This window comes from Fusibacter sp. QWL-12 (assembly GCF_058683495.1).
The window spans coordinates 2,847,269-2,868,222 of sequence record NZ_CM178745.1 but is presented as its reverse complement, the minus strand read 5'-3'; the positions used below and the strand labels follow the sequence as shown (position 1 = coordinate 2,868,222).

General features: G+C 40.1%; 14 protein-coding genes, 13 tRNA genes, 3 rRNA genes and 1 riboswitch. Of the genes, 4 read left to right on the top strand and 26 right to left on the bottom strand.

The genetic code is table 11. The annotated features are described in order from the left end of the window. Window positions 1-31: 31 nt before the first annotated feature. The 5 genes from cobU to AC4PID_RS13740 all read right to left on the bottom strand — a co-directional run bounded on the left by cobU (window position 32) and on the right by AC4PID_RS13740 (window position 5,269). The gene (cobU, locus tag AC4PID_RS13760; RefSeq protein ID WP_492132570.1) at window positions 32-601 is read right to left on the bottom strand and encodes a bifunctional adenosylcobinamide kinase/adenosylcobinamide-phosphate guanylyltransferase; all 570 of its coding nucleotides are present in this window, start codon (window positions 599-601) and stop codon (window positions 32-34) included. 84 nt (window positions 602-685) lie between these two features. After that, window positions 686-1,771, bottom strand: coding sequence for a pyridoxal phosphate-dependent aminotransferase (locus tag AC4PID_RS13755; RefSeq protein ID WP_492132569.1), 1,086 nt, complete (start codon window positions 1,769-1,771; stop codon window positions 686-688). A 38-nt stretch (window positions 1,772-1,809) separates the two neighbouring features. Next, window positions 1,810-2,865, bottom strand: coding sequence for an adenosylcobinamide-phosphate synthase CbiB (cbiB, locus tag AC4PID_RS13750; protein WP_492132568.1), 1,056 nt, complete (start codon window positions 2,863-2,865; stop codon window positions 1,810-1,812). A 2-nt stretch (window positions 2,866-2,867) separates the two neighbouring features. Beyond that, window positions 2,868-4,370 carry a cobyric acid synthase gene (locus AC4PID_RS13745; RefSeq protein ID WP_492132567.1) on the bottom strand — a complete coding sequence of 501 codons (1,503 nt, stop codon included), beginning with the start codon at window positions 4,368-4,370 and terminating at the stop codon, window positions 2,868-2,870. Between the two features lie 129 nt (window positions 4,371-4,499). Beyond that, window positions 4,500-4,675: riboswitch (cobalamin riboswitch) on the bottom strand. Window positions 4,676-4,807: 132 nt separating this feature from the next. Continuing rightward, the gene (locus tag AC4PID_RS13740) at window positions 4,808-5,269 is read right to left on the bottom strand and encodes a peroxiredoxin (protein WP_492132566.1); all 462 of its coding nucleotides are present in this window, start codon (window positions 5,267-5,269) and stop codon (window positions 4,808-4,810) included. A gap of 163 nt (window positions 5,270-5,432) precedes the next feature. On the opposite strand from AC4PID_RS13740, the gene AC4PID_RS13735 reads away from it, so the two are divergent. The 4 genes from AC4PID_RS13735 to AC4PID_RS13720 are packed head-to-tail and all read left to right on the top strand — an operon-like array spanning window position 5,433 to window position 9,279. After that, window positions 5,433-5,882: an ACT domain-containing protein gene (locus AC4PID_RS13735; protein WP_492132565.1), complete on the top strand. Its 450-nt coding sequence runs from the start codon at window positions 5,433-5,435 to the stop codon at window positions 5,880-5,882. Window positions 5,883-5,899: 17 nt separating this feature from the next. Next, window positions 5,900-7,150 (top strand): homoserine dehydrogenase, encoded by a 1,251-nt coding sequence (locus tag AC4PID_RS13730; protein WP_492132564.1) that lies wholly within the window; start codon window positions 5,900-5,902, stop codon window positions 7,148-7,150. 11 nt (window positions 7,151-7,161) lie between these two features. Then, window positions 7,162-8,055: a homoserine kinase gene (thrB, locus tag AC4PID_RS13725; protein WP_492132563.1), complete on the top strand. Its 894-nt coding sequence runs from the start codon at window positions 7,162-7,164 to the stop codon at window positions 8,053-8,055. Between the two features lie 6 nt (window positions 8,056-8,061). Then, window positions 8,062-9,279: an aspartate kinase gene (locus tag AC4PID_RS13720; RefSeq protein ID WP_492132562.1), complete on the top strand. Its 1,218-nt coding sequence runs from the start codon at window positions 8,062-8,064 to the stop codon at window positions 9,277-9,279. A 112-nt stretch (window positions 9,280-9,391) separates the two neighbouring features. On the opposite strand, the gene AC4PID_RS13715 is transcribed toward AC4PID_RS13720, so the two are convergent. The 21 genes from AC4PID_RS13715 to iorA form a co-directional block, all read right to left on the bottom strand. Continuing rightward, on the bottom strand, window positions 9,392-10,348 hold the full coding sequence (locus AC4PID_RS13715; RefSeq protein WP_492132561.1) for a phosphotransferase: 957 nt from the start codon (window positions 10,346-10,348) through the stop codon (window positions 9,392-9,394). A gap of 114 nt (window positions 10,349-10,462) precedes the next feature. Then, window positions 10,463-11,578, bottom strand: a complete 1,116-nt coding sequence (locus AC4PID_RS13710) for an AI-2E family transporter (protein WP_492132560.1) — start codon at window positions 11,576-11,578, stop codon at window positions 10,463-10,465. A gap of 188 nt (window positions 11,579-11,766) precedes the next feature. After that, window positions 11,767-11,841, bottom strand: a tRNA-Gly gene (locus AC4PID_RS13705). Between the two features lie 13 nt (window positions 11,842-11,854). Then, window positions 11,855-11,930, bottom strand: a tRNA-Val gene (locus AC4PID_RS13700). 6 nt (window positions 11,931-11,936) lie between these two features. Then, window positions 11,937-12,020 (bottom strand) — tRNA-Leu (locus AC4PID_RS13695). Between the two features lie 25 nt (window positions 12,021-12,045). Then, window positions 12,046-12,122: transfer RNA gene (locus AC4PID_RS13690), tRNA-Arg, on the bottom strand. A gap of 8 nt (window positions 12,123-12,130) precedes the next feature. Then, window positions 12,131-12,205 (bottom strand) — tRNA-Cys (locus tag AC4PID_RS13685). A gap of 7 nt (window positions 12,206-12,212) precedes the next feature. After that, a tRNA-Lys gene (locus AC4PID_RS13680) sits at window positions 12,213-12,288 on the bottom strand. 4 nt (window positions 12,289-12,292) lie between these two features. After that, window positions 12,293-12,366, bottom strand: a tRNA-Gly gene (locus AC4PID_RS13675). A gap of 3 nt (window positions 12,367-12,369) precedes the next feature. Continuing rightward, window positions 12,370-12,444 (bottom strand) — tRNA-Gly (locus tag AC4PID_RS13670). Window positions 12,445-12,448: 4 nt separating this feature from the next. Beyond that, window positions 12,449-12,532 (bottom strand) — tRNA-Leu (locus AC4PID_RS13665). Between the two features lie 9 nt (window positions 12,533-12,541). Continuing rightward, a tRNA-Val gene (locus AC4PID_RS13660) sits at window positions 12,542-12,617 on the bottom strand. 3 nt (window positions 12,618-12,620) lie between these two features. Continuing rightward, window positions 12,621-12,695: transfer RNA gene (locus AC4PID_RS13655), tRNA-Glu, on the bottom strand. A 35-nt stretch (window positions 12,696-12,730) separates the two neighbouring features. After that, window positions 12,731-12,805, bottom strand: a tRNA-Asn gene (locus AC4PID_RS13650). Between the two features lie 108 nt (window positions 12,806-12,913). Next, window positions 12,914-13,030 (bottom strand): 5S ribosomal RNA (rrf, locus tag AC4PID_RS13645). 155 nt (window positions 13,031-13,185) lie between these two features. Next, window positions 13,186-16,104: ribosomal RNA gene (locus AC4PID_RS13640) — 23S ribosomal RNA — on the bottom strand. Window positions 16,105-16,242: 138 nt separating this feature from the next. Continuing rightward, window positions 16,243-16,318 (bottom strand) — tRNA-Ala (locus tag AC4PID_RS13635). 205 nt (window positions 16,319-16,523) lie between these two features. Continuing rightward, window positions 16,524-18,055, bottom strand: a 16S ribosomal RNA gene (locus AC4PID_RS13630). Together the 16S, 23S and 5S rRNA genes with 13 tRNA genes alongside form the textbook arrangement of a ribosomal RNA operon. Window positions 18,056-18,088: 33 nt before the next feature. Then, window positions 18,089-18,223 carry a hypothetical protein gene (locus AC4PID_RS13625; protein ID WP_492132559.1) on the bottom strand — a complete coding sequence of 45 codons (135 nt, stop codon included), beginning with the start codon at window positions 18,221-18,223 and terminating at the stop codon, window positions 18,089-18,091. A 347-nt stretch (window positions 18,224-18,570) separates the two neighbouring features. Further along, entirely contained in the window at window positions 18,571-19,152 is a 582-nt protein-coding gene (locus AC4PID_RS13620) for an indolepyruvate oxidoreductase subunit beta (RefSeq protein WP_492132558.1), read from the bottom strand. A gap of 2 nt (window positions 19,153-19,154) precedes the next feature. Next, a complete protein-coding gene (gene iorA / locus AC4PID_RS13615) occupies window positions 19,155-20,933 on the bottom strand; it encodes an indolepyruvate ferredoxin oxidoreductase subunit alpha (RefSeq protein WP_492132557.1) in 1,779 nt (592 codons plus the stop codon). Window positions 20,934-20,954 lie beyond the last annotated feature (21 nt).

The following is a 20,954-nucleotide window of genomic DNA, read 5'->3' as shown; positions in this document are numbered from 1 at the left end:
CATAGGTTCATTTTCCTTCCTAAAATGCTTTTTATTCAGCCACTTTTAACTTAAGTGGCAATCCCACAGCGACAAATGTGACTTCATCCGCAAGTGTTGCTACATACCGATTGACGCGTCCAGAAATGTCTCTAAAGTAATTGCCCAGCTTATAGGGTGCTACCAAACCTAAACCCACCTCATTGGTGACAAGGATCAGTTCTTTCCCATGTTTTCGGCAACTATCGACCAAACTATCGAACTCACCTATGATGTTACTTTCAACTTCATCAAGTTGTTCGGGTGAAATCGCTTCATAATCTTGATGATACGCAAACATGAGATTAGTCATCATCACTGTCATACAGTCCAGTAGAATCACATCCGCACCTATAAAATCCTTATGCTGCTCAATTGACTTAAAATGTATAAACTGTTCAATCGTTGGCCAAGTAGAAGGTCGACTCTCTATATGTTTTTTAATTCGATCTGACATCGAACCATCGGTATCAATTGCGGTTGCAATATAAGTCACCTTCTCAGAAAGTGCTTTTGCACAGCCTTCAGCATACTCTGATTTGCCACTTCTTGCGCCGCCGACGACGAGATGTACTATAGCCATGTTGCCTCCTACTTAAAACAATTTCGAAATTTCATTATCGTTTATGTTCACTTAACTGCTCAATTATCCGTATTATTTCATCGTCTAAATATATGGCTTTAGCACACTTCTAAACGCATTGATCATCTTCTGGTTTTCTTCACGTGTACTAATCGCAATTCGATAATAGCTTGCATCCAAACCTCTAAAATCAAGACATTTTCTAAAATGCACGTCTTGATCTATAAGATCTCGATAAATTTTTTCGCAAATTTCAACTTCGTAATCCAGCTTGATTAAAACAAAGTTTGCCTCTGCTGAAAAAACATCAACACCGTTTATCCCTTTGAACTGATCTTCTACCCATGTGCTTTCTGTAGTGACCCACTTTTCCAAATCGCTTCTGAATGCCGACTGCTTCATAAAATAAGGGATCATGCGCAGCGCAAAATGGTTAAGTGCCCAGGGTTCTCGCAATTTGTTTATCTTCTCTATTAGAACCTTACTACCAAACAAGTAGCCAATTCTAATACCCGGAACGCGATAAGTTTTCGTCATAGAACGAATGATAATGATCGGATATTTTTGAGTTAAGACCTTCATTTTCTCATGGTGATCTGGTCGATCCTTAAACTCGACAAAGGATTCATCGATCACTAACGTTGGCACTTCATTTTCTGGAAAAAGTGCCAGAAACTTTTCAATCTCATCAGCATGTATAAAATGACCAGTTGGATTATTTGGGTTACAAAAATAGACTGCCTCAGCCATGCGACCAAATCTTAATCTCGCTGTCTTCAATACCGCCTCTGAAACATGCATCATATTTAGATCACGTTCCATAAATGTAGCTACGTGTTCAATTTCAGTTTGATTTTGTTTTAAAGCTCTTTCATACTCTGTAAATGTCGGTTGAAGTATCACTGCGCTTTCAAACTTAAGTGCTCTTGCGATGAGATAAATTAAGTCAGTAGCGCCATTTCCTAAGACGATTTCACTTTCACTTAAGCCCAGTGCCTCTCCGATAGACCGTCTAGCGGTAATACCATCAATTTCAGGATACTTCATCATTTCTTCTATGCTGTCATAGATCAGTGCTTTTAGCTCATTTTCGAACTTAATTTGTGGAATGTTCACACTTAAATCAATGAGACCTTCTTTTTTAAGCTGCCCGCCATGGTAGTTCATCATTCGATTTTACTCCTTGTCTTTGAAAAGCAAAGCACGTTTTACCCCAAAGGATGAAACGTACTAAAAATTGCCAAAAGTATGGTTATCGCTGCTACAAGCCACAATGTGCTATAGAGGATTCGATTGGTTTCGTCTATGTGCTGAACCTCGATTTCATGGATTGAATCACCGATGGTTGGCTTTACAACGACGTTGCCAAAATAGGTATTGGTGCCGCCCAGTCTAATGCCCAAAAGTCCCGCTACCACCGATTCAGGATGTGCAGAGTTCGGACTTTTGTGATTATAACGATCTCTCATAAATACACGATAGGCATTCTTTATTGAGTAGTCGTAATTTATCGTATAAGCTCTCTTTACTGAATAGGTATCCTCTACTGAGGTTTCGTTTTTACCTGTGTTGGCGTTCTTCCTCAAGCTACCGCTCACCCCACCTGCAAGAATCATCAGCAATGCGCCAAGCCTCGCTGGAATGAGATTAAATAGATCGTCCAACTTGGCAGATGCAAACCCAATTTCACGATAGGGATCGTGGATATAGCCCACCATTGAATCCAATGTATTTACTACCTTATACGCCACAGCAAGCTCAACTGAGATGCCGAATGGCGCACCGATCAGCATCATAAAAAGTGGCGCTAAAACACCATCTATGGTATTTTCAGCAACGGTTTCAACAGTTGCTCTAACAATGCCCGCTTCATCTAACTGACTGGTATCACGACCAACCAAATATGAGATTTGAAGCCTCGCCTTTTCTATATCGTTTTGCAATAGTGTCTCTGCAACCTTTTTTGCTTCATCACATAAGCATTTTGAAGCCAAGCAAGTAAACAGTACATAAACTGCTAGAATTTTAAAAAATAGAGGTGGGAGAAGTAGATGCAGGATCACAATAGGTAAAACTGCAGCCGCAATTGAAAGGAAGACGAGAAAGTAACCACCTACCACTAGGTTTGTGAAATGCTTTCTGACCCACCTTTCATTACGTTTGATCAACCACCCGTAAAACCTAACTGGATGCGGCCAATTAGGAGGATCACCAATTAATCGATCTAGAAGTATCGCAATTGCGATGATTACAAAATAGTTCATTCTTAACTCCTAGATGCATTTAGAATGTCTTTCAAAAGTGGCATGTTAAGGTGTTCTTTAACATGCTTTGCCAATCTATCGTATTCAAGGTCTTTTAGCTGCTCGTAGCTAAGTGTCGCCGTATTTTGAGCTAATCCCTTGTGGTTTCTAATTTCACTTAATAAAGCATTTCTAAAATCATCATTGTCAAAAATACCGTGATAATAAGTGCCCATAACAAGCCCATCTGAGCTGATTTGACCATCCTCATGACCCTTGTCTGTCACTAAAAATGCCTTCGATTCACCACTCAGCACAGTAGATTCACCCATATGGATCTCATAGCCGGTCACCTCAGTGCCAACTAGTTTCTCATCTGTGATGGTATGAAGAATTTTGCCCTTTGCTTGACGTGTCGTTTTTTCTTTTGCCATTTGCGTCGCTACATTTAAAAGTCCTAGACCATTAATTTTCACTTCTTTTGATTCTACGCCATAATTATCCTCTATGGTTTGTCCTAGGATTTGGTAACCACCACAGACGCCTATGAGCTTCTTACCTTGTCTATGGTATCTGTAAAGTGCTTGCTGAAATCCATATTCACTTACAAATCGCATGTCGTGAATCGTATTTTTACTTCCAGGAATGATAATGAGGTCACAATCGCTCACTTGCTCTGCTTCTGTTAAATAATTCAGGTTTACATCGGGTTCGATATCAAAAACAGTAAAATCAGTAAAATTGGACATATAAGGGAGTTTAACCACTCCGACTTTGATATCGCCTTTTTTATTTGCATTAAACCTTTCAGTCACGCTGTCTTCATCGTCTATTTTTAAGTTTTGGATATGCGGAATAACACCAACACATGGGCGATCGATTAGCTTTTCAAGCATTTCAACGCCTGGCATAAGTAAGCTAACATCCCCTCTAAATTTGTTGATCAAAAATCCTTTGACACGCTTCTGCTCAGATTCACTCAAAAGCATAAAAGTACCATATAATGAAGCAAAAACGCCACCTTTGTCCACATCTCCGATTATGATCACATCAGAATCAACGAGCTCTGCTAAGCCCATATTGACGATATCTCGCGATCTGAGATTGATCTCAGCTGGTGACCCTGCGCCTTCAATGACGACAACCTCATACTGATTTGCCAAAGCATCAAAAGCTGCCTTTACATGGGGAATTAAGATTTCTTTAGCTGAAAAATAATTAAGTGCATCCATATTGGTAAATACGACGCCATTTAATATGACTTGGCTACCCACATCACTTGTAGGCTTTAATAAAACAGGGTTCATTTCCACAGTTGGTTTAATACGTGCTGCCTCAGCTTGAACCACTTGCGCACGCCCCATTTCTTTTCCGTCTTCTGTAATAAAAGAGTTCAATGCCATATTCTGTGATTTATAGGGTGCTACTTTTATGCCTTCGTCATTCAAAATACGACACATAGCAGCCACAATTAAACTTTTTCCAACAGATGAACCCGTACCCTGAAACATAATTTTTTTCGCCATATTTCCCCCAAATAATCTATAAAAAACGCCATTAATATATAAGAAAATGTTTTCTTGTATAAAAAAAACAGCACACGAGGAAAACGTGTGCTGGTATCTACCATTCCACATAACTTCCCTCCGAAGTATTGGTTATATTACATCAAGGCAGGTTTCCTGGCTTATAGTTCACTTTACTTTCCGACCTTCCCGATAATCGGTGGTATTCCGGATTTCATCCCTAATTACAGTAGCGGGGGCTGCAGAGGATTTCAACCTCTTTCCCTCTTAGCTTATGGCTAAGCACCTAGATGGCTATTCAATTAAACTCATTATAATCTTGTGACAAATAATTGTCAAGCTATAAACAAAATATTTATGCCCTTCTAATTAAAAATATACTATATTTAGATCGAGACATACAATAACGATCAATATATAGTATATTATTTAATCTGTTACTTTTCAAGATGTTCTTCAATAAAATTCAAAACTTCTTTTGCATGACCGACCGCTTTTATGTCGCGAAACTCTTTCACACATCTCAAACCTTCATTAAAAATGAATGTTGATCTTACGGTCCCCTTCACTGCTTTTCCATACATTTTTTTATCCTTGATAACATCAAAATCAGTTAGCAATAATTTATCTTTATCACTAATTAGCGTGAACGGAATTTGATATTTGTCTTTAAATTTTTCATGTGAACTCAGCGTATCTTTACTAATGCCATAAACATGATATCCGAGCGCTCGAAAATCATCATATAGTTCACCAAACTCTATCGCTTCGGTTGTACAAGCAGAAGTATTATCTTTAGGATAAAAATAGAGAACAAAATTTTGATTTTTTAATAAGTCCAAAGTAATCACTTTATTACCAGTTGCAGGTAACTCAATTATCTCTTTAAAATACGACATTTTATGCCTCCAAATAATTGTATTTAACTGTATTATACCCTTGTTCAAGAAAAAAAACATTATTTTTCTCAAGCATTTTATTGTCACTGTGATTAACCTATGCTATAATCCTTGTAATGCAAACGACGTACAGTTGTACGCGATAGAAAGACAGGGAGGCAATATGGAAAAAGGTAATTTTTTAATGATTCACATTAATGTTCTTCCAGAAGTGTTCTTAAAAGTTGTTGAAGCCAAAGAACTACTACATAATGGAAAAGCATCATCTGTGGCTGAGGCTGTTAAAATAGTTGGAATTAGTCGAAGTACTTTTTATAAATACAATGATTATGTTTTCACACTAACGGATGGCTTCTTAGGTAAGAAAGCGACAATTTCAATGACCTTGGATCATCATTCGGGAATTCTATCTCAAGTACTAGAGATTATCGCTGAAAATCATGGCAATATTCTTACGATTAGTCAAAGTACACCGATTGATAGGAAAGCAAATGTTACTATTACATTAGATATAACGGAAATGTCTACGACATTTACCTCTCTCACACAAGAATTAAAAAATATTGAAGGTGTGTATCGATTTACATTAGACGCCATCGAATCAAACGAATAAATCAACTAGGGGGCAAAATGAAAGTACTACTATTAGGCTATGGCGTCGTTGGATCTGGCGTCTATGAGTTAATACAAGCAAACAAAAACCGATTTAATGAAGAGTATGATCAAAATGTCGAAGTTGTTGGCATCCTCGTCAATCGATTAGACAAATATGCTGAATTACCTCATTTTAATTTATTTACTAATGACTTTGATCAACTGTTTCAACTGGATTTTGATGTGGCAATTGAAACCATCGGCGGAATAATGCCAGCATTTGATTACGTGAGTTCTCTTCTAAAGCGTGGCATACCAGTTATTTCTTCCAATAAAGATCTAATCGCTGAAAAAGGTGCCGAACTGCATAAGCTTGCACTTGAACATCAAGTTGAACTCAGTTATGAAGCAAGCGTGGGTGGTGGCATCCCAGTTCTTAAACCACTTAGAGAATGTCTTGGTGGTGATCAAATCCATGAAATAATGGGCATTATCAATGGTACAACTAACTTCATTCTAACAAAGATGATTCATGAGAATATGAGCTACAGTGATGCCTTAGCTGAAGCACAAGCTGCTGGGTTCGCAGAGGCTGATCCGACTTCTGATGTAGAAGGACTTGATGCCACAAGAAAAATCACCATTTTAACCAAACTTGGTATGAAGACGAATATCAATTGGAAAGAGGTTCCGGTTCAAGGAATTACAAAAATTGCTTTTGAAGATGTTTTGTTTGCAAACAGTCAACGGAAGATCATAAAACTATTAGGAATTTCAAAGCAGTTTGATGATGGGCTATATATCGGCGTCAGACCTGTGATGTTGCCATCAAGTTCAAAATTTGCTTCGATAAACAATGAGTTTAATGCAATTAGCGTTGTTGGAGAAGCAGTAGGTGAATTGTTTTTTTCAGGAAAAGGTGCGGGTAAAAATCCTACAGCTACTGCAGTCATAGGTGATTTGGTTGATCTAATGCAAAACAAGAAAAAATCAATCAACCGAATATTAAAAGAGGTGCCTCAATTAAAGCTTTATCCAGTTGCTACATCATGGCTTATTAGCATTCCAAAACAACAATTTAATGCTATTGAAGTTAGATCTCTTAATGATTATAAGTTGTTTGTTCTTACTGGCTCAGAGATTAAACCTCTTCCTTCGACAGATAAAATTGAAAGTAACGTGGATCATCTCTATATTCAACTTGATTCACTCACTGAAAAAGAGGTTATAGAGTTAAAGTTAAAATATCAGTTATCTCATTTACAACACTACCTTATGCTAGACTAATTGGAGGTCCTATGGTTCGTATAAAAGTTCCTGCAACCACAGCTAATCTCGGTCCAGGTTTCGATTGTCTCGGAATGGCATTGGAGCTTTTTCAAACCATCACAATAGAAAAGAACGATTCCGAAAAAATGGTCTTTTGGACAAATGAGAAGCTTGTCGAGGATAAAGATAATTATGTAATTCAAGCAATTGAATTTGTACTTAGAAAATTTAACCAATCCAAACTTGGCTATACTCTTGTTATGGAAGATACTCAAATTCCAGTATCTAGAGGTTTGGGCAGTTCTGCAGCAGCGTTAGTAGCTGGACTTTTTGCCGCAAACTACCTTTTGGATTATCCACTTTCTCAGCATGAGATTATCGACTATGCCAATCAGCTAGAAGGTCATCCTGATAATGTTGCTCCAGCAATTTTAGGCAATGTGGTTCTTGCAACCACAATTAATGATCAAACGATTTATTCTCAAATTAAATTTCCAAAAGAACTAGAGCTTGTTGTTTTTGTGCCCAATTATAAACTTAGTACAGAAAAAGCACGTCGATCATTGCCAGCTGAATATCCTCGTGAAAATGTAATTTTCAATGTTTCAAGAATGGGATTCTTGATGCATGGCTTGATTACACAGGACTATAAACACCTTAAAATGGCTTTTGAAGATTGTGTCCATCAGCCGTACCGCTTTCCACTCATTGAAGACAGTCATTTGATTCTTACCGCAATAAATGAAATCGATCATTTAGGTTATTTTATTTCAGGTGCTGGCCCAACCTTAATTACAATTGTAAAAAAAGGAACTGTTATTAATATTTCAAGTCTTATAAATACATCTGAGTTTAAGCACAATTGGCAATATTTTTCAATTCCAGTTAATCACAGCGGCACAACTATAGAAGTATTAAAGTGAGGCTTTATGGATATCATAGTACAAAAATATGGCGGAACATCCGTCGGTAGTGTTGAACGTATTCAAAACGTTGCCCGACGTGTTATAGAAACAAAACAGGCAGGTCATCATGTTGTAGTTGTCGTCTCAGCTATGGGAGATACTACTGATCAATTAATTACACTTGCACGACAAATTCATAAAAACCCACCCAAACGCGAACTTGACATGCTTTTGGCTACTGGTGAGCAAACCTCTGTGGCATTATTGGCGATGGCTATTGACGAATACGGCTATAAAGCGGTATCATTAACAGGGTATCAAGGTGGTATTCACACAGACGGGTACTTTTCGAAAGCGAAAATTGACTCAATAGATCCTCACAGAATTCAAGATGCTTTGAATGATGATCAAATTGTAATTGTTGCTGGATTTCAAGGATATACAGATGCACTTGAAATTACGACGTTAGGACGTGGGGGTTCCGATACGACAGCGGTAGCTATTGCAGTCGCTTTAAATGCAGCAAAATGTGAAATTTATACTGACGTCCTTGGTATCTATACCGCTGACCCTAGAATGGTCAGTACAGCTAAATTGCTACCTACAATTAGCTATGATGAAATTCTTGAAATGGCTAAGTTAGGTGCTGGCGTAATGCATCCTAGATCTGTAGAGCTTGCAAGAAAAAACAATATGCCGTTAGTTGTTCGATCAACCTTTGATTTTACTAATGACGGGACAGAAATAATCGAGGTGAAAGAAATGGAAAAAGCACAAGTAAGAGGTGTTACGTTAGACGAAGATATAGTGAGAATCTCTGTACCAAACGTACCGGATCGACCAGGTATTGCTTATAAACTATTCTCTTCTCTTATAAATTTGAATGTTCACATTGATATGATTCTACAAAACTTAAATCACGATGGGTTCAACGATATTAGTTTTACTGTACCACTCGAAGATATTGATAGAATTATCCCTACAATTGAAGCCTTTGTCGATGAGGTCGGTGCTTCTCCAATATTAATTAAAAAAGATGTTGCGAAGCTATCCATTGTCGGTACTGGCATTACGTCAGATGTAAAAATCGCATCTGGACTATTTGGTAAGATTTATGAGTTAGGTATTAATATTGAAATGATTTCTACATCAGAAATAAAAATTTCTTGTATTATCAATCAGAATCAAGCGCAACAAGCTTTAGAAGAGGTTCATAGATATTTTGAAGTTAATGGCTTATAGTTAATGGCTTATAGTTATTCACTTCTATGTTCGTAATTATAATTTAAATGATTAAAGCGCCTACACAATGTAGACGCTTTTATTTTTTCTAACCTATTTGAAGTAAGTTAACTTACTTGCAATAATAGTAATTACTCAAATGCTCGTCCTTATGAATCAACACATTGAGATACTCAATGGTATGCTCAAAAAATTTGTCTGACAAAGTTTTGGACCAACTACATAAATCAATCCCTAATCTATAGAGATTAAATCTCAGTTCTTTGTTGAAGCTGTCATCCACCTGCAAAACACTCGTATAACCTTTAAAAAAATGTGGAATTAGCTTTGGTTCAACTAGAAAATATCTTCTATACAGATTTACAATGTCATAATACTCATTATAAATGACCGTCTTTTCAAAATCTAAGAATGATTCTAAAGTTAAACCTTCTTCTATACTCATTTTAATAATAATATTTCTTCCATCTAAATCTCTATGACAATATCTACCTTCTGTAAGAACTCTTATGTTATCATATTCCTTTCTAATGACCATAATTGCTCTTTTTATCTCAGGTATACTCGATAAATCTTGATCATTAATATTCTTGATTAAACGCTCAGTATCCTCCATTATAAATGATTTATAAGATGAACATTTACTTTGCTTTTCCGTTTTCAAATCTCCAAAATAATCAAAAGATTTCAAACTGTGAAGTCTTGCCAGTTTAATTCCAATTTGCTCAAAAATTGCCCTTTTCTGATCTAAATCTAAATCATCAAGGATATGATCTAAAAGCCATCCTTCAATGTAATTATAAATAATCCACTCAGTACCATCTTCTAACTCGCCTTGATGCAAAACTCTAAGAGGATTAAATGCGTAGGTTTGAGGAAGTATGTTGATTTCACGATCTCTTTTTAGCGGTTTATAAAAATACTTTATAATATAGTGATCACTTGAAACCCTCACATGATAGACCAAATTGCGTTTAAGCTCATGATTACCACAAGGAAGGATTTCAATAATATTTTCTTTAAAAAGATTGTAAAATAGGCCTTTAGTCTCTTGAACTCTATCTTCCATACTTCCCTCCAAATTTTTACTAGTAAGATGGTAATACACGCTATTATTTATTGTTACACATTCTTAGATGTAATTGTAATTCTCTTTTTGCTTGTTTTGTTTGTTTTGATTTATTTAATTATTTTCACCAACATGTTTTAGTCTATTCTTAACCGCTTTACTTGAAGCTGTATAAAGTACTGCCATTAAAGGAACACCTAATAGCATTCCAGGGATACCAAACAATCCACCACCTACAGTAATCGCTAAGAATACCCAAAAGCCACTAATTCCAATTGCATCGCCAACTACTTTTGGATAAATCAGATTTCCTTCAATTTGTTGTAATATAACGATAAAAATAACAAAGAAAAGTGCTTTAGATGGACTTTCCATTGCAATAATTAATACAGAAGGTACAGTTCCAATAAATGCTCCAACAACTGGGATCAAGCTAGTAACCGCTACTAAGACACTAACTAACGGCGCATAAGGTATTTTAAATAATATAAGTCCAATAAAACAAAGTGTCCCCAGTATCATGGCTTCAGTGAGTTGACCACCTACAAACTTTGAAAATGTTCTTTCAGTCATCTGCATTAACTCACTTAAATATTTACTTACCTTTTTAGGTGCAAGCGCTTTATTTAAATCGGATACTATTTTAATAAGTTTTTCCTTTTGCCCCAATATATATGCCGAAAATATTATTCCCATAAATGTTATTAATGCACTAGATGTGATTCCTAGAGTTACATCAATCACTTTAATAAACGTATTTGCTGTAAACGATGAAAGTCCTACAAAAATTTCTTTAAAATTATCAAATAATTGAGCTGTGAGATCGCTTGATAAATTTAAGTCTTCATAAATATCAGTTCCCCACTCTGTCAATTTAACCGCATAATCAGGTAGTTTATCAATTAGTGTTTTAGCACTCGCCGCTACTTGCGGTACGATAAAGATAATAATAAGTGTAAAAGCCAATAATGTAATTAGATATGTTGACAATAAACTAACCATTCGACTTTTTTTATGTAGAGCTTTTAACTTAGAAGTGGATTTGATCATTTTTTCAATTTTTCTCATAAGCAAATTAAGAACAAAAGCAATTGCGATTCCAACTATTAGTGGTGTAAGCACAGAAAATAACTTTGATAAGAGTTTTGCTACAACTTCATAATACATAACGCCCCAAAATAGGATTATCGCATAAGTTACAATGGGAAAATATTTTTTAAATACTGACATTTTATACTCCTTAAATTGCTATATTCTTTTTTTACTCATTCTACTTTCTTCTATCATTATTATATCCAAATATCTAATCTTAAGTCAATTTATGCAAAAATAAAATCATATTAGAATACCATTAGAAGCTACAATCAAATATATAAATGCGGGTAAATAAAAAGACGAACACATTGTGTTCGTCTAAATGGAGCGGAAGACGAGATTCGAACTCGCGACCCTCGCCTTGGCAAGGCGATGCTCTACCACTGAGCCACTTCCGCAGATGAAATTAAATGGTGGAAGTTATAGGGATCGAACCTATGACCCTCTGCTTGTAAGGCAGATGCTCTCCCAGCTGAGCTAAACTTCCACAAAATGGTGCGGGTAGAGGGACTTGAACCCCCACGAACCAGTCACTAGATCCTAAGTCTAGCGCGTCTGCCAATTCCGCCATACCCGCGATTGTAATACTATAAAAACCTAAATGGCGCGCCCTAAGGGATTCGAACCCCTAACCTTCTGATTCGTAGTCAGACACTCTATCCAATTGAGCTAAGAGCGCATAAATTTTGGAGGCGGCGACCAGATTTGAACTGGTGAATAAGGGTTTTGCAGACCCGTGCCTTACCACTTGGCTACGCCGCCAAAAAAATGGTGATCCATCCGCGACTCGAACGCGGGACACCCTGATTAAAAGTCAGGTGCTCTACCGACTGAGCTAATGGATCACGATGGAGCGGGTGAAGAGAATCGAACTCTCACAACCAGCTTGGAAGGCTGGGGCTCTACCATTGAGCTACACCCGCAAGTGGAGCGGAAGACGAGATTCGAACTCGCGACCCTCGCCTTGGCAAGGCGATGCTCTACCACTGAGCCACTTCCGCAAATTGGTGCGGGTAGAGGGACTTGAACCCCCACGAACCAGTCACTAGATCCTAAGTCTAGCGCGTCTGCCAATTCCGCCATACCCGCGTATTAAAATGGTGGAAGTTATAGGGATCGAACCTATGACCCTCTGCTTGTAAGGCAGATGCTCTCCCAGCTGAGCTAAACTTCCAAATGGTGACCCCTAGGGGAATCGAACCCCTGTTACCGCCGTGAAAGGGCGGTGTCTTGACCGCTTGACCAAGGGGCCTAAATACTTTGGTAAAATACCAACCGATAAATAAATGGCTCCAAGGGAGGGATTCGAACCCTCAGCCTATCGGTTAACAGCCGAGTGCTCCACCATTGAGCTACCTTGGAATAAGCTTAACTTGTTAAGATTAGCCGACGTCGCAAATACAATTTGCGTGAAGGCACAAGTAACAAATATCAGCACTTTTGAAATTTTCATATAGTATGAGAATTTCTAACTAGCAACGTTCTACTCTCCCAAGCAGCTGCCCGCTAAGTACCATCGACGCTGGAGGACTTTACTTCTGTGTTCGGTATGGGAACAGGTGTTGCCCCTCCGCCATCGTCACTAGATAAAATTTCACGTAGTGAAATTTGCCGTAGGTCTGTTTACGAAGTAAATAGACTAGGCTTTCTATTAAAACATCATAAAATGATGGTTTCAACAGTTTAAGGCATATACCCTAAAAACTACATACAGATCATTCATTAAAAGTTTTAGTAAAAATTTGGTCAAGACCTCGACCTATTAGTACCTGTCAGCTGAATGCATTACTGCACTTACACCTCAGGCCTATTACCACATTATCTTCATGGGGTCTTACTCCATTTCTGGATGGGAAATCTCATCTTAAGGGGGGCTTCGCGCTTAGATGCCTTCAGCGCTTATCCCGTCCAAACTTAGCTACTCAGCTGTGCCTTTGGCAAGACAACTGATCCACCAGAGGTTTGTCCATCCCGGTCCTCTCGTACTAAGGACAGCTCCTCTCAAATTTCCTACGCCCACAGCAGATAGGGACCGAACTGTCTCACGACGTTCTGAACCCAGCTCGCGTGCCTCTTTAATGGGCGAACAGCCCAACCCTTGGGACCTACTTCAGCCCCAGGATGAGACGAGCCGACATCGAGGTGCCAAACCTCCCCGTCGATGTGGACTCTTGGGGGAGATAAGCCTGTTATCCCCGGGGTAGCTTTTATCCGTTGAGCGATGGCCCTTCCATGCGGTGCCACCGGATCACTAAGCTCTACTTTCGTACCTGCTCGAAATGTCTCTCTCGCAGTCAAGCTCCCTTTTGCCTTTACACTCTTCGCGCGATTTCCAACCGCGCTGAGGGAACCTTTAGGCGCCTCCGTTACTCTTTAGGAGGCGACCGCCCCAGTCAAACTGCCCACCTGACATTGTCCTGAATCAGGGTAACTGATTACAGTTAGAATAACGTTATATCAAGAGTGGTATCCCAACGGTGACTCCATTAAGACTGGCGTCCTAACTTCTAAGTCTCCCACCTATCCTGTACATGATATACCATTATCCAGTGCCAAGCTACAGTAAAGCTCCACGGGGTCTTTCCGTCTAGCTGCGGGTAACCGGCATCTTTACCGGTACTACAATTTCACCGAGTCTATTGTTGAGACAGCGTCCAAATCGTTACGCCTTTCGTGCGGGTCGGAACTTACCCGACAAGGAATTTCGCTACCTTAGGACCGTTATAGTTACGGCCGCCGTTTACTGGGGCTTCGGTTCTATGCTTCGATTGCTCTAACACTTCCCCTTAACCTTCCAGCACCGGGCAGGCGTCAGCCCCTATACATCATCTTTCGATTTAGCAGAGACCTGTGTTTTTGGTAAACAGTCGCTTGGACCTATCCTCTGCGGCCACCACTAGCTCTGAACCTGTGATGGCACCCCTTCTCCCGAAGTTACGGGGTCATTTTGCCGAGTTCCTTAACAATAGTTTTCTCGCTCGCCTTAGTATTCTCTACTCTCCTACCTGTGTCGGTTTACGGTACAGGCACCTGCTCCCTCGATAGAAACTTTTCTCGACAGTGTGATATCTGCTACTTCGCTACTATTTTCACTCCCCATCACAGCTCACCCTTTACAAGAGGCGGATTTGCCTACCTCTCAGACTCGCTGCTTGGACGCACTCAACCAATCGTGCGCTTAGCATAACCTCCTGTGTCATTCCCTCTCTCAAACGGTTCTCGGTGGTACAGGAATCTTTACCTGTTGTCCATCGCCTACGACTTTCGTCCTCGGCTTAGGTCCTGACTTACCCTGAGCGGACGAACCTTCCTCAGGAAACCTTAGGTTTTCGGCGGACGGGATTCTCACCCGTCTCTCGTTACTCATGCCAACATTCTCTCTTCTATACAGTCCACACGTCCTTACGATCGTGCTTCACCCCGTATACAATGCTCCTCTACCAATTAGATTACTCTAATTCCATAGCTTCGGTAGTAAGTTTGAGCCCCGGTAATCTTCGGCGCAGGATCACTCGACTAGTGAGCTATTACGCACTCTTTAAATGTATGGCTGCTTCTAAGCCAACATCCTAGTTGTCTGGGCAATCCCACATCCTTTTCCACTTAACTTACATTTTGGGACCTTAGCTGATGGTCTGGGCTGTTTCCCTTTTGACTATGAATCTTATCACACATAGTCTGACTCCTGAGTATAAGATATCGGTATTCGGAGTTTGATAGTCTTCGGTAGCCGGTGAAAGCCCCTAGGACATTCAGTGCTCTACCCCCGTATCTCTTTACCTCAAGGCTAGCCCTAAAGCTATTTCGAGGAGAACCAGCTATCTCCGGGTTCGATTGGAATTTCTCCGCTATCCACATGTCATCCCAACCTTTTTCAACAGATATGGGTTCGGGCCTCCAAGAGGTTTTACCCTCGCTTCACCCTGCACATGGATAGGTCACCCGGTTTCGGGTCTACGCCATACAACTCATTCGCCCTTTTCAGACTCGCTTTCGCTGCGGCTCCGTGCCTGAAGCACTTAACCTTGCTGCATAACGTAACTCGTTGGCCCGTTCTACAAAAAGTACATGGTCGTTCTTTAACGAACTTCCATTGCTTGTAAACATAGGGTTTCAGGTTCTTTTCACTCCCCTCTCGGGGTTCTTTTCACCTTTCCCTCACGGTACTATTCACTATCGGTCACTAGGTAGTATTTAGCCTTGGCAGATGGTCCTGCCTGCTTCCCACAAAGTTTCACGTGCTCCGTGGTACTCCGGATCAGTCTCGCTATACTTCTCTTTTCGCTTACGTGGCTCTCACACTCTTCGGCCTGCTTTCCCAAGCAGTTCTGCTAAGATACATTTTCACTTTATCGACTGTCCACACCCCTTCGTCCGAAGACTTAGGTTTGGGCTATTTCCCGTTCGCTCGCCACTACTTAGGAAATCACTTTTGTTTTCTCTTCCTTCAGGTACTTAGATGTTTCAGTTCCCTGAGTTCCCTTCCTATAACCTATGAATTCAGTTATGGATGACTGGACATTACTCCAGCCGGGTTGCCCCATTCGGATATCTACGGATCTACACTTGCTTGCAGCTCCCCGTAGCTTTTCGCAGCTTACCACGTCCTTCTTCGGCTCCTAGTGCCAAGGCATCCGCCCTATGCTCTTATTATCTTGACCATTTGATATTATTTTACTAATATCGGGTTTTTTACTTCTTTCGATTTAGACTCTCATCTAAATCTACACTTTTTAATGTCTTCTCTATATGCAGTTTTCAAGGTACATGGTTTTTTCACAAGTATCAACTACTTGTCATGGTGGAGATTAAGAGATTCGAACTCTTGACCCCCTGCGTGCAAGGCAGGTGCTCTCCCAGCTGAGCTAAACCCCCATGAGATAAATTACTCCGTAATTTATCGAACCCGACGTGGGAAATCCTTTGGATTTCTAGGAGGGCATAAGTTCAAGCGTTTTTCTCGTTCTTAAGCTTCCTTTTCCGACTTGTTCGAAAATTGGGTGGTAACTTTTTATTCAATTAAGCATCTTATCTCTAAGACCCTCAAAATTGAACAGCGCAAATGTCTATTTCTCCTTAGAAAGGAGGTGATCCAGCCGCACCTTCCGATACGGCTACCTTGTTACGACTTCACCCCAGTCATTGGTTTCACCTTCGACAGCTCCCTCCTTGCGGTTAGGCCACTGGCTTCGGGCGCCCCCAACTTCCATGGTGTGACGGGCGGTGTGTACAAGACCCGGGAACGCATTCACCGCGACATTCTGATTCGCGATTACTAGCAACTCCAACTTCATGTGGGCGAGTTTCAGCCCACAATCCGAACTGGGATCGGCTTTTTAGGATTCGCTCCATCTTACGACTTCGCTGCCCGTTGTACCGACCATTGTAGCACGTGTGTAGCCCAGATCATAAGGGGCATGATGATTTGACGTCATCCCCACCTTCCTCCGTGTTATCCACGGCAGTCTGTCTAGAGGGTCCAGCATTACCTGATGACAACTAAACATAAGGGTTGCGCTCGTTGCGGGACTTAACCCAACATCTCACGACACGAGCTGACGACAACCATGCACCACCTGTCTCCTCTGTCCCGAAAGACATAGCCGGCTAAGGCTACTTCAGAGGGATGTCAAGACCTGGTAAGGTTCTTCGCGTTGCTTCGAATTAAACCACATGCTCCGCTGCTTGTGCGGGTCCCCGTCAATTCCTTTGAGTTTCACACTTGCGTGCGTACTCCCCAGGCGGAATACTTAATGCGTTTGCTGCGGCACCGAGTTTTGACGCCCGACACCTAGTATTCATCGTTTACGGCGTGGACTACCAGGGTATCTAATCCTGTTCGCTACCCACGCTTTCGTGCCTCAGCGTCAGTTACAGTCCAGTAAGTCGCCTTCGCCACTGGTGTTCCTCCTAATATCTACGAATTTCACCTCTACACTAGGAATTCCACTTACCTCTCCTGCACTCAAGCCTATCAGTTCCAAAGGCTTACATTGGTTGAGCCAATGCCTTTCACCCCTGGCTTGATAAGCCGCCTACGCACCCTTTACGCCCAGTGATTCCGGATAACGCTTGCCCCCTACGTATTACCGCGGCTGCTGGCACGTAGTTAGCCGGGGCTTCCTCCTATGGTACCGTCATTTGTTTCTTCCCATAGGACAGAGTTTTACAACCCGAAGGCCTTCATCACTCACGCGGCGTTGCTGCATCAGGCTTGCGCCCATTGTGCAATATTCCCCACTGCTGCCTCCCGTAGGAGTCTGGACCGTGTCTCAGTTCCAGTGTGGCCGATCACCCTCTCAGGTCGGCTACTGATCGTCGCCTTGGTAAGCCGTTACCTTACCAACTAGCTAATCAGACGCGGGCCCATCTCATACCGATAAATCTTTGTCGGCTACATCATGCGATGCTACCGACTTATAAGGTATTAATCACCGTTTCCAGTGGCTATCCCTTTGTATGAGGCAGGTTGCCCACGCGTTACTCACCCGTCCGCCGCTTTCATAAGTTTCGCTTTGACCGAAGTCTCCACTCCACTTAATCACGCTCGACTTGCATGTGTTAGGCACGCCGCCAGCGTTCATCCTGAGCCAGGATCAAACTCTTAAAATTAATTTTAAGTTTTGCCTGTTATCTCAAAACGAGCTAACTTGCTTTTTGCTTCTCAATTTCTTGCGAAGCGTTTCCGTTTTTTATCACTTCTTTTGTTGCTACTAGAGCCTCAAAAGGTTGACGAGAATTTTTCAATTCTTTTTGGTTTTTTTCATTTGCGCTATTCAATTTTCAAGGTCCTATTTATTACCCTTTGTGTCCGCAATGTCTTGCGGCGACTCTCTTATGATATCACCGTTCGTTTTCGTTGTCAATATCTTTCTTAGAGTTTTTCATAAAGTTTTTAACATCGATTTAACATAAATCTCAATGTTTATATATTACGCTTTACTCACTCGTCTTAAACATTTTTGTGTTCTCGACAGGTGCTTAGTTATAATAACACCATTTATTTTTTGAGTCAAGCTAAAATGTAAAAGAAAAACTATTCAGAAAACTATACTTATCTATAAAAGAAAACGCCACTATAACAGTGGCGTAATTCTTACTATGATAATACGATTTATAAATCGCTACTAGTTCACTTGGTTTATACCAATTTCAAAAGCTTTGATATTGATATCAATAAACTTCTCTTTTACGTTCTCTTTAATAATCTCTGTCCAATCAATTGCCGACTCGAGCCCCATCGCCTTAACAAGCGCGCCAACGATGATCACATTCATTGTTTTGATATTTCCAAGTTCTTCAGCTAATTCTGCAGCTTTAAACACCGTCGTATTAACTTTAGAAGATAGATCCTCAATAACACCCTCTGGATACTCTGCAGCACCTGACAAAATGGTTGCAGACGGAATCTGATAGGCATTAATTACAACTTTACCATCTGGTTTAACGTAATCAATCCATCTTGGTGTTTCCATAGTTTCAAATGAAACTAAAACATCTGCTTGTCCTTTTCCAATAATTGGAGAATAAACTTTTTCACCATATCTAACTTGAGTTGTTACGCTACCACCTCTTTGAGCCATACCGTGAACTTCACTCATTTTAACATCATAACCTGCTTTAATTAGGCCAGTAGCGAGGATTTTTGATGCAAGGATAATACCTTGACCACCAACACCACATAATAGAATATTCTTAATCTCAGACATGATTATTCACCGACCCTTTCAATAGCTTTAAATGGACATGCTTGTAAACAAACTTCACATCCGACACACATGTACTTATCAATCTTAGCTTTTTTAGTTTTGTTATCAAAACTGATTGCTGGACAACCTGTTTTTGTACATACTCTACAGCCTTTACATTGATCTTCAATTACATGGCATTGTTTTTTGCTTAAATCAAATTCCTTAATATCTGCTTCAGAGAAGTTTTTAAGAACGCATGGCCATCTAGTGATAATTACAGACGGTCCTTCGTAAGCAAATGCTTCCTCAAGAGCAGCGTCAACTTCTTTAAGTTTAAGTGGATTTACTGTAATTACATGTTCGATACCGATTGACTTAACGAGTTGTGGAATATCGATAATATTAGCAGGATCACCTTGTAATGTGAAGCCTGTTCCTGGATTCTCTTGATGTCCAGTCATACCTGTGATTCTATTATCAAGGATTACACTTACTGTATTGCCTTTATTATAAGCAACATGAATTAAAGAGTTGATCCCTGTATGGAAGAAAGTTGAATCTCCAATAACTGATACCACTTTTTTATCTACATTATTAAAGCTAAATGCTTTTGAAGCACCATGTCCCATGGAAATAGATGCACCCATACAAATAACCGAATCTGTTGCATTAAGTGGTTCTGCTGAACCTAAAGTATAGCAACCGATATCGCCTGTTATAACGACATTCTTTTTCTTGCTAAGCGCAAAGAAGAAACCTCTATGAGGGCAGCCTGCACATAGTGTAGGCGGTCTACCAACGATTTGCTCTGGACTGGGTTGAACCGTCTCTCTCTCAATGCCTAATAAAGCCTTTGCAACGATATCAGGATTTAACTCGCCAATTCTTGGAATCTTCTCTTTACCGATACATGGAATTCCAGCCACTTTCATTTGATCTTCAATAAATGGCTCTAGCTCTTCAACTACATAAAGCACTTCTACTTCATTTGCAAATGCTCTGATTTTATCCATAGGCAATGGGAATGTGAAACCTAACTTTAAGTAAGATGCATCATCACCAAATACTTCTTTCGCATAATTATATGCAACCCCAGAAGTAACAATACCAATTTTTTTAGAACCCCATTCGATTCTGTTAAGCTCAGTTTCATTTGAAAATTGCTCAAGTCTAACCAATTTATCTTCTACAATAGGATGCAACATTTTAGCATGTGCAGGTGCAGCGATAAATTTTTGTGGTTGCTTTTTATACGGAATAATTTCAACTGGTTTTCTATCTTCTAAAGAAACAAGACCTTTTGAGTGACACACTCTGGTTGTCATTCTGAATAAAACTGGGACATCAAATTTTTCTGATATTTCAAAAGCAGCCTTGACGTAGTCTTTTGATTCTTGTGAATCACTTGCTTCTAACATTGCAATTTTAGCAAATTTTGCATAGTATCTGTTGTCCTGCTCATTTTGTGAACTATGGCAACCTGGATCATCTGCTGAAACTAAAACCAATCCGCCGGTTACACCTGTGTAACCGATAGTAAATAATGGATCTGCTGCAACGTTAACACCCACATGTTTCATAGCAGCAATCGTTCTTGCACCCGCTAAAGATGCGCCGATTACAGTTTCTAGTGCCACCTTTTCATTTGGTGCCCACTCAGCTACTAAATCGTCTTTGTACTGGACCATGTTTTCTAAAATCTCTGTGCTTGGTGTACCCGGGTATGCACTCGCATAAGTAACACCGGCTTCATAAGCACCTCTGGCAACCGCCTCATTCCCCGTCATTAAAACTTTCATTATTTTACTCCTTACACATAT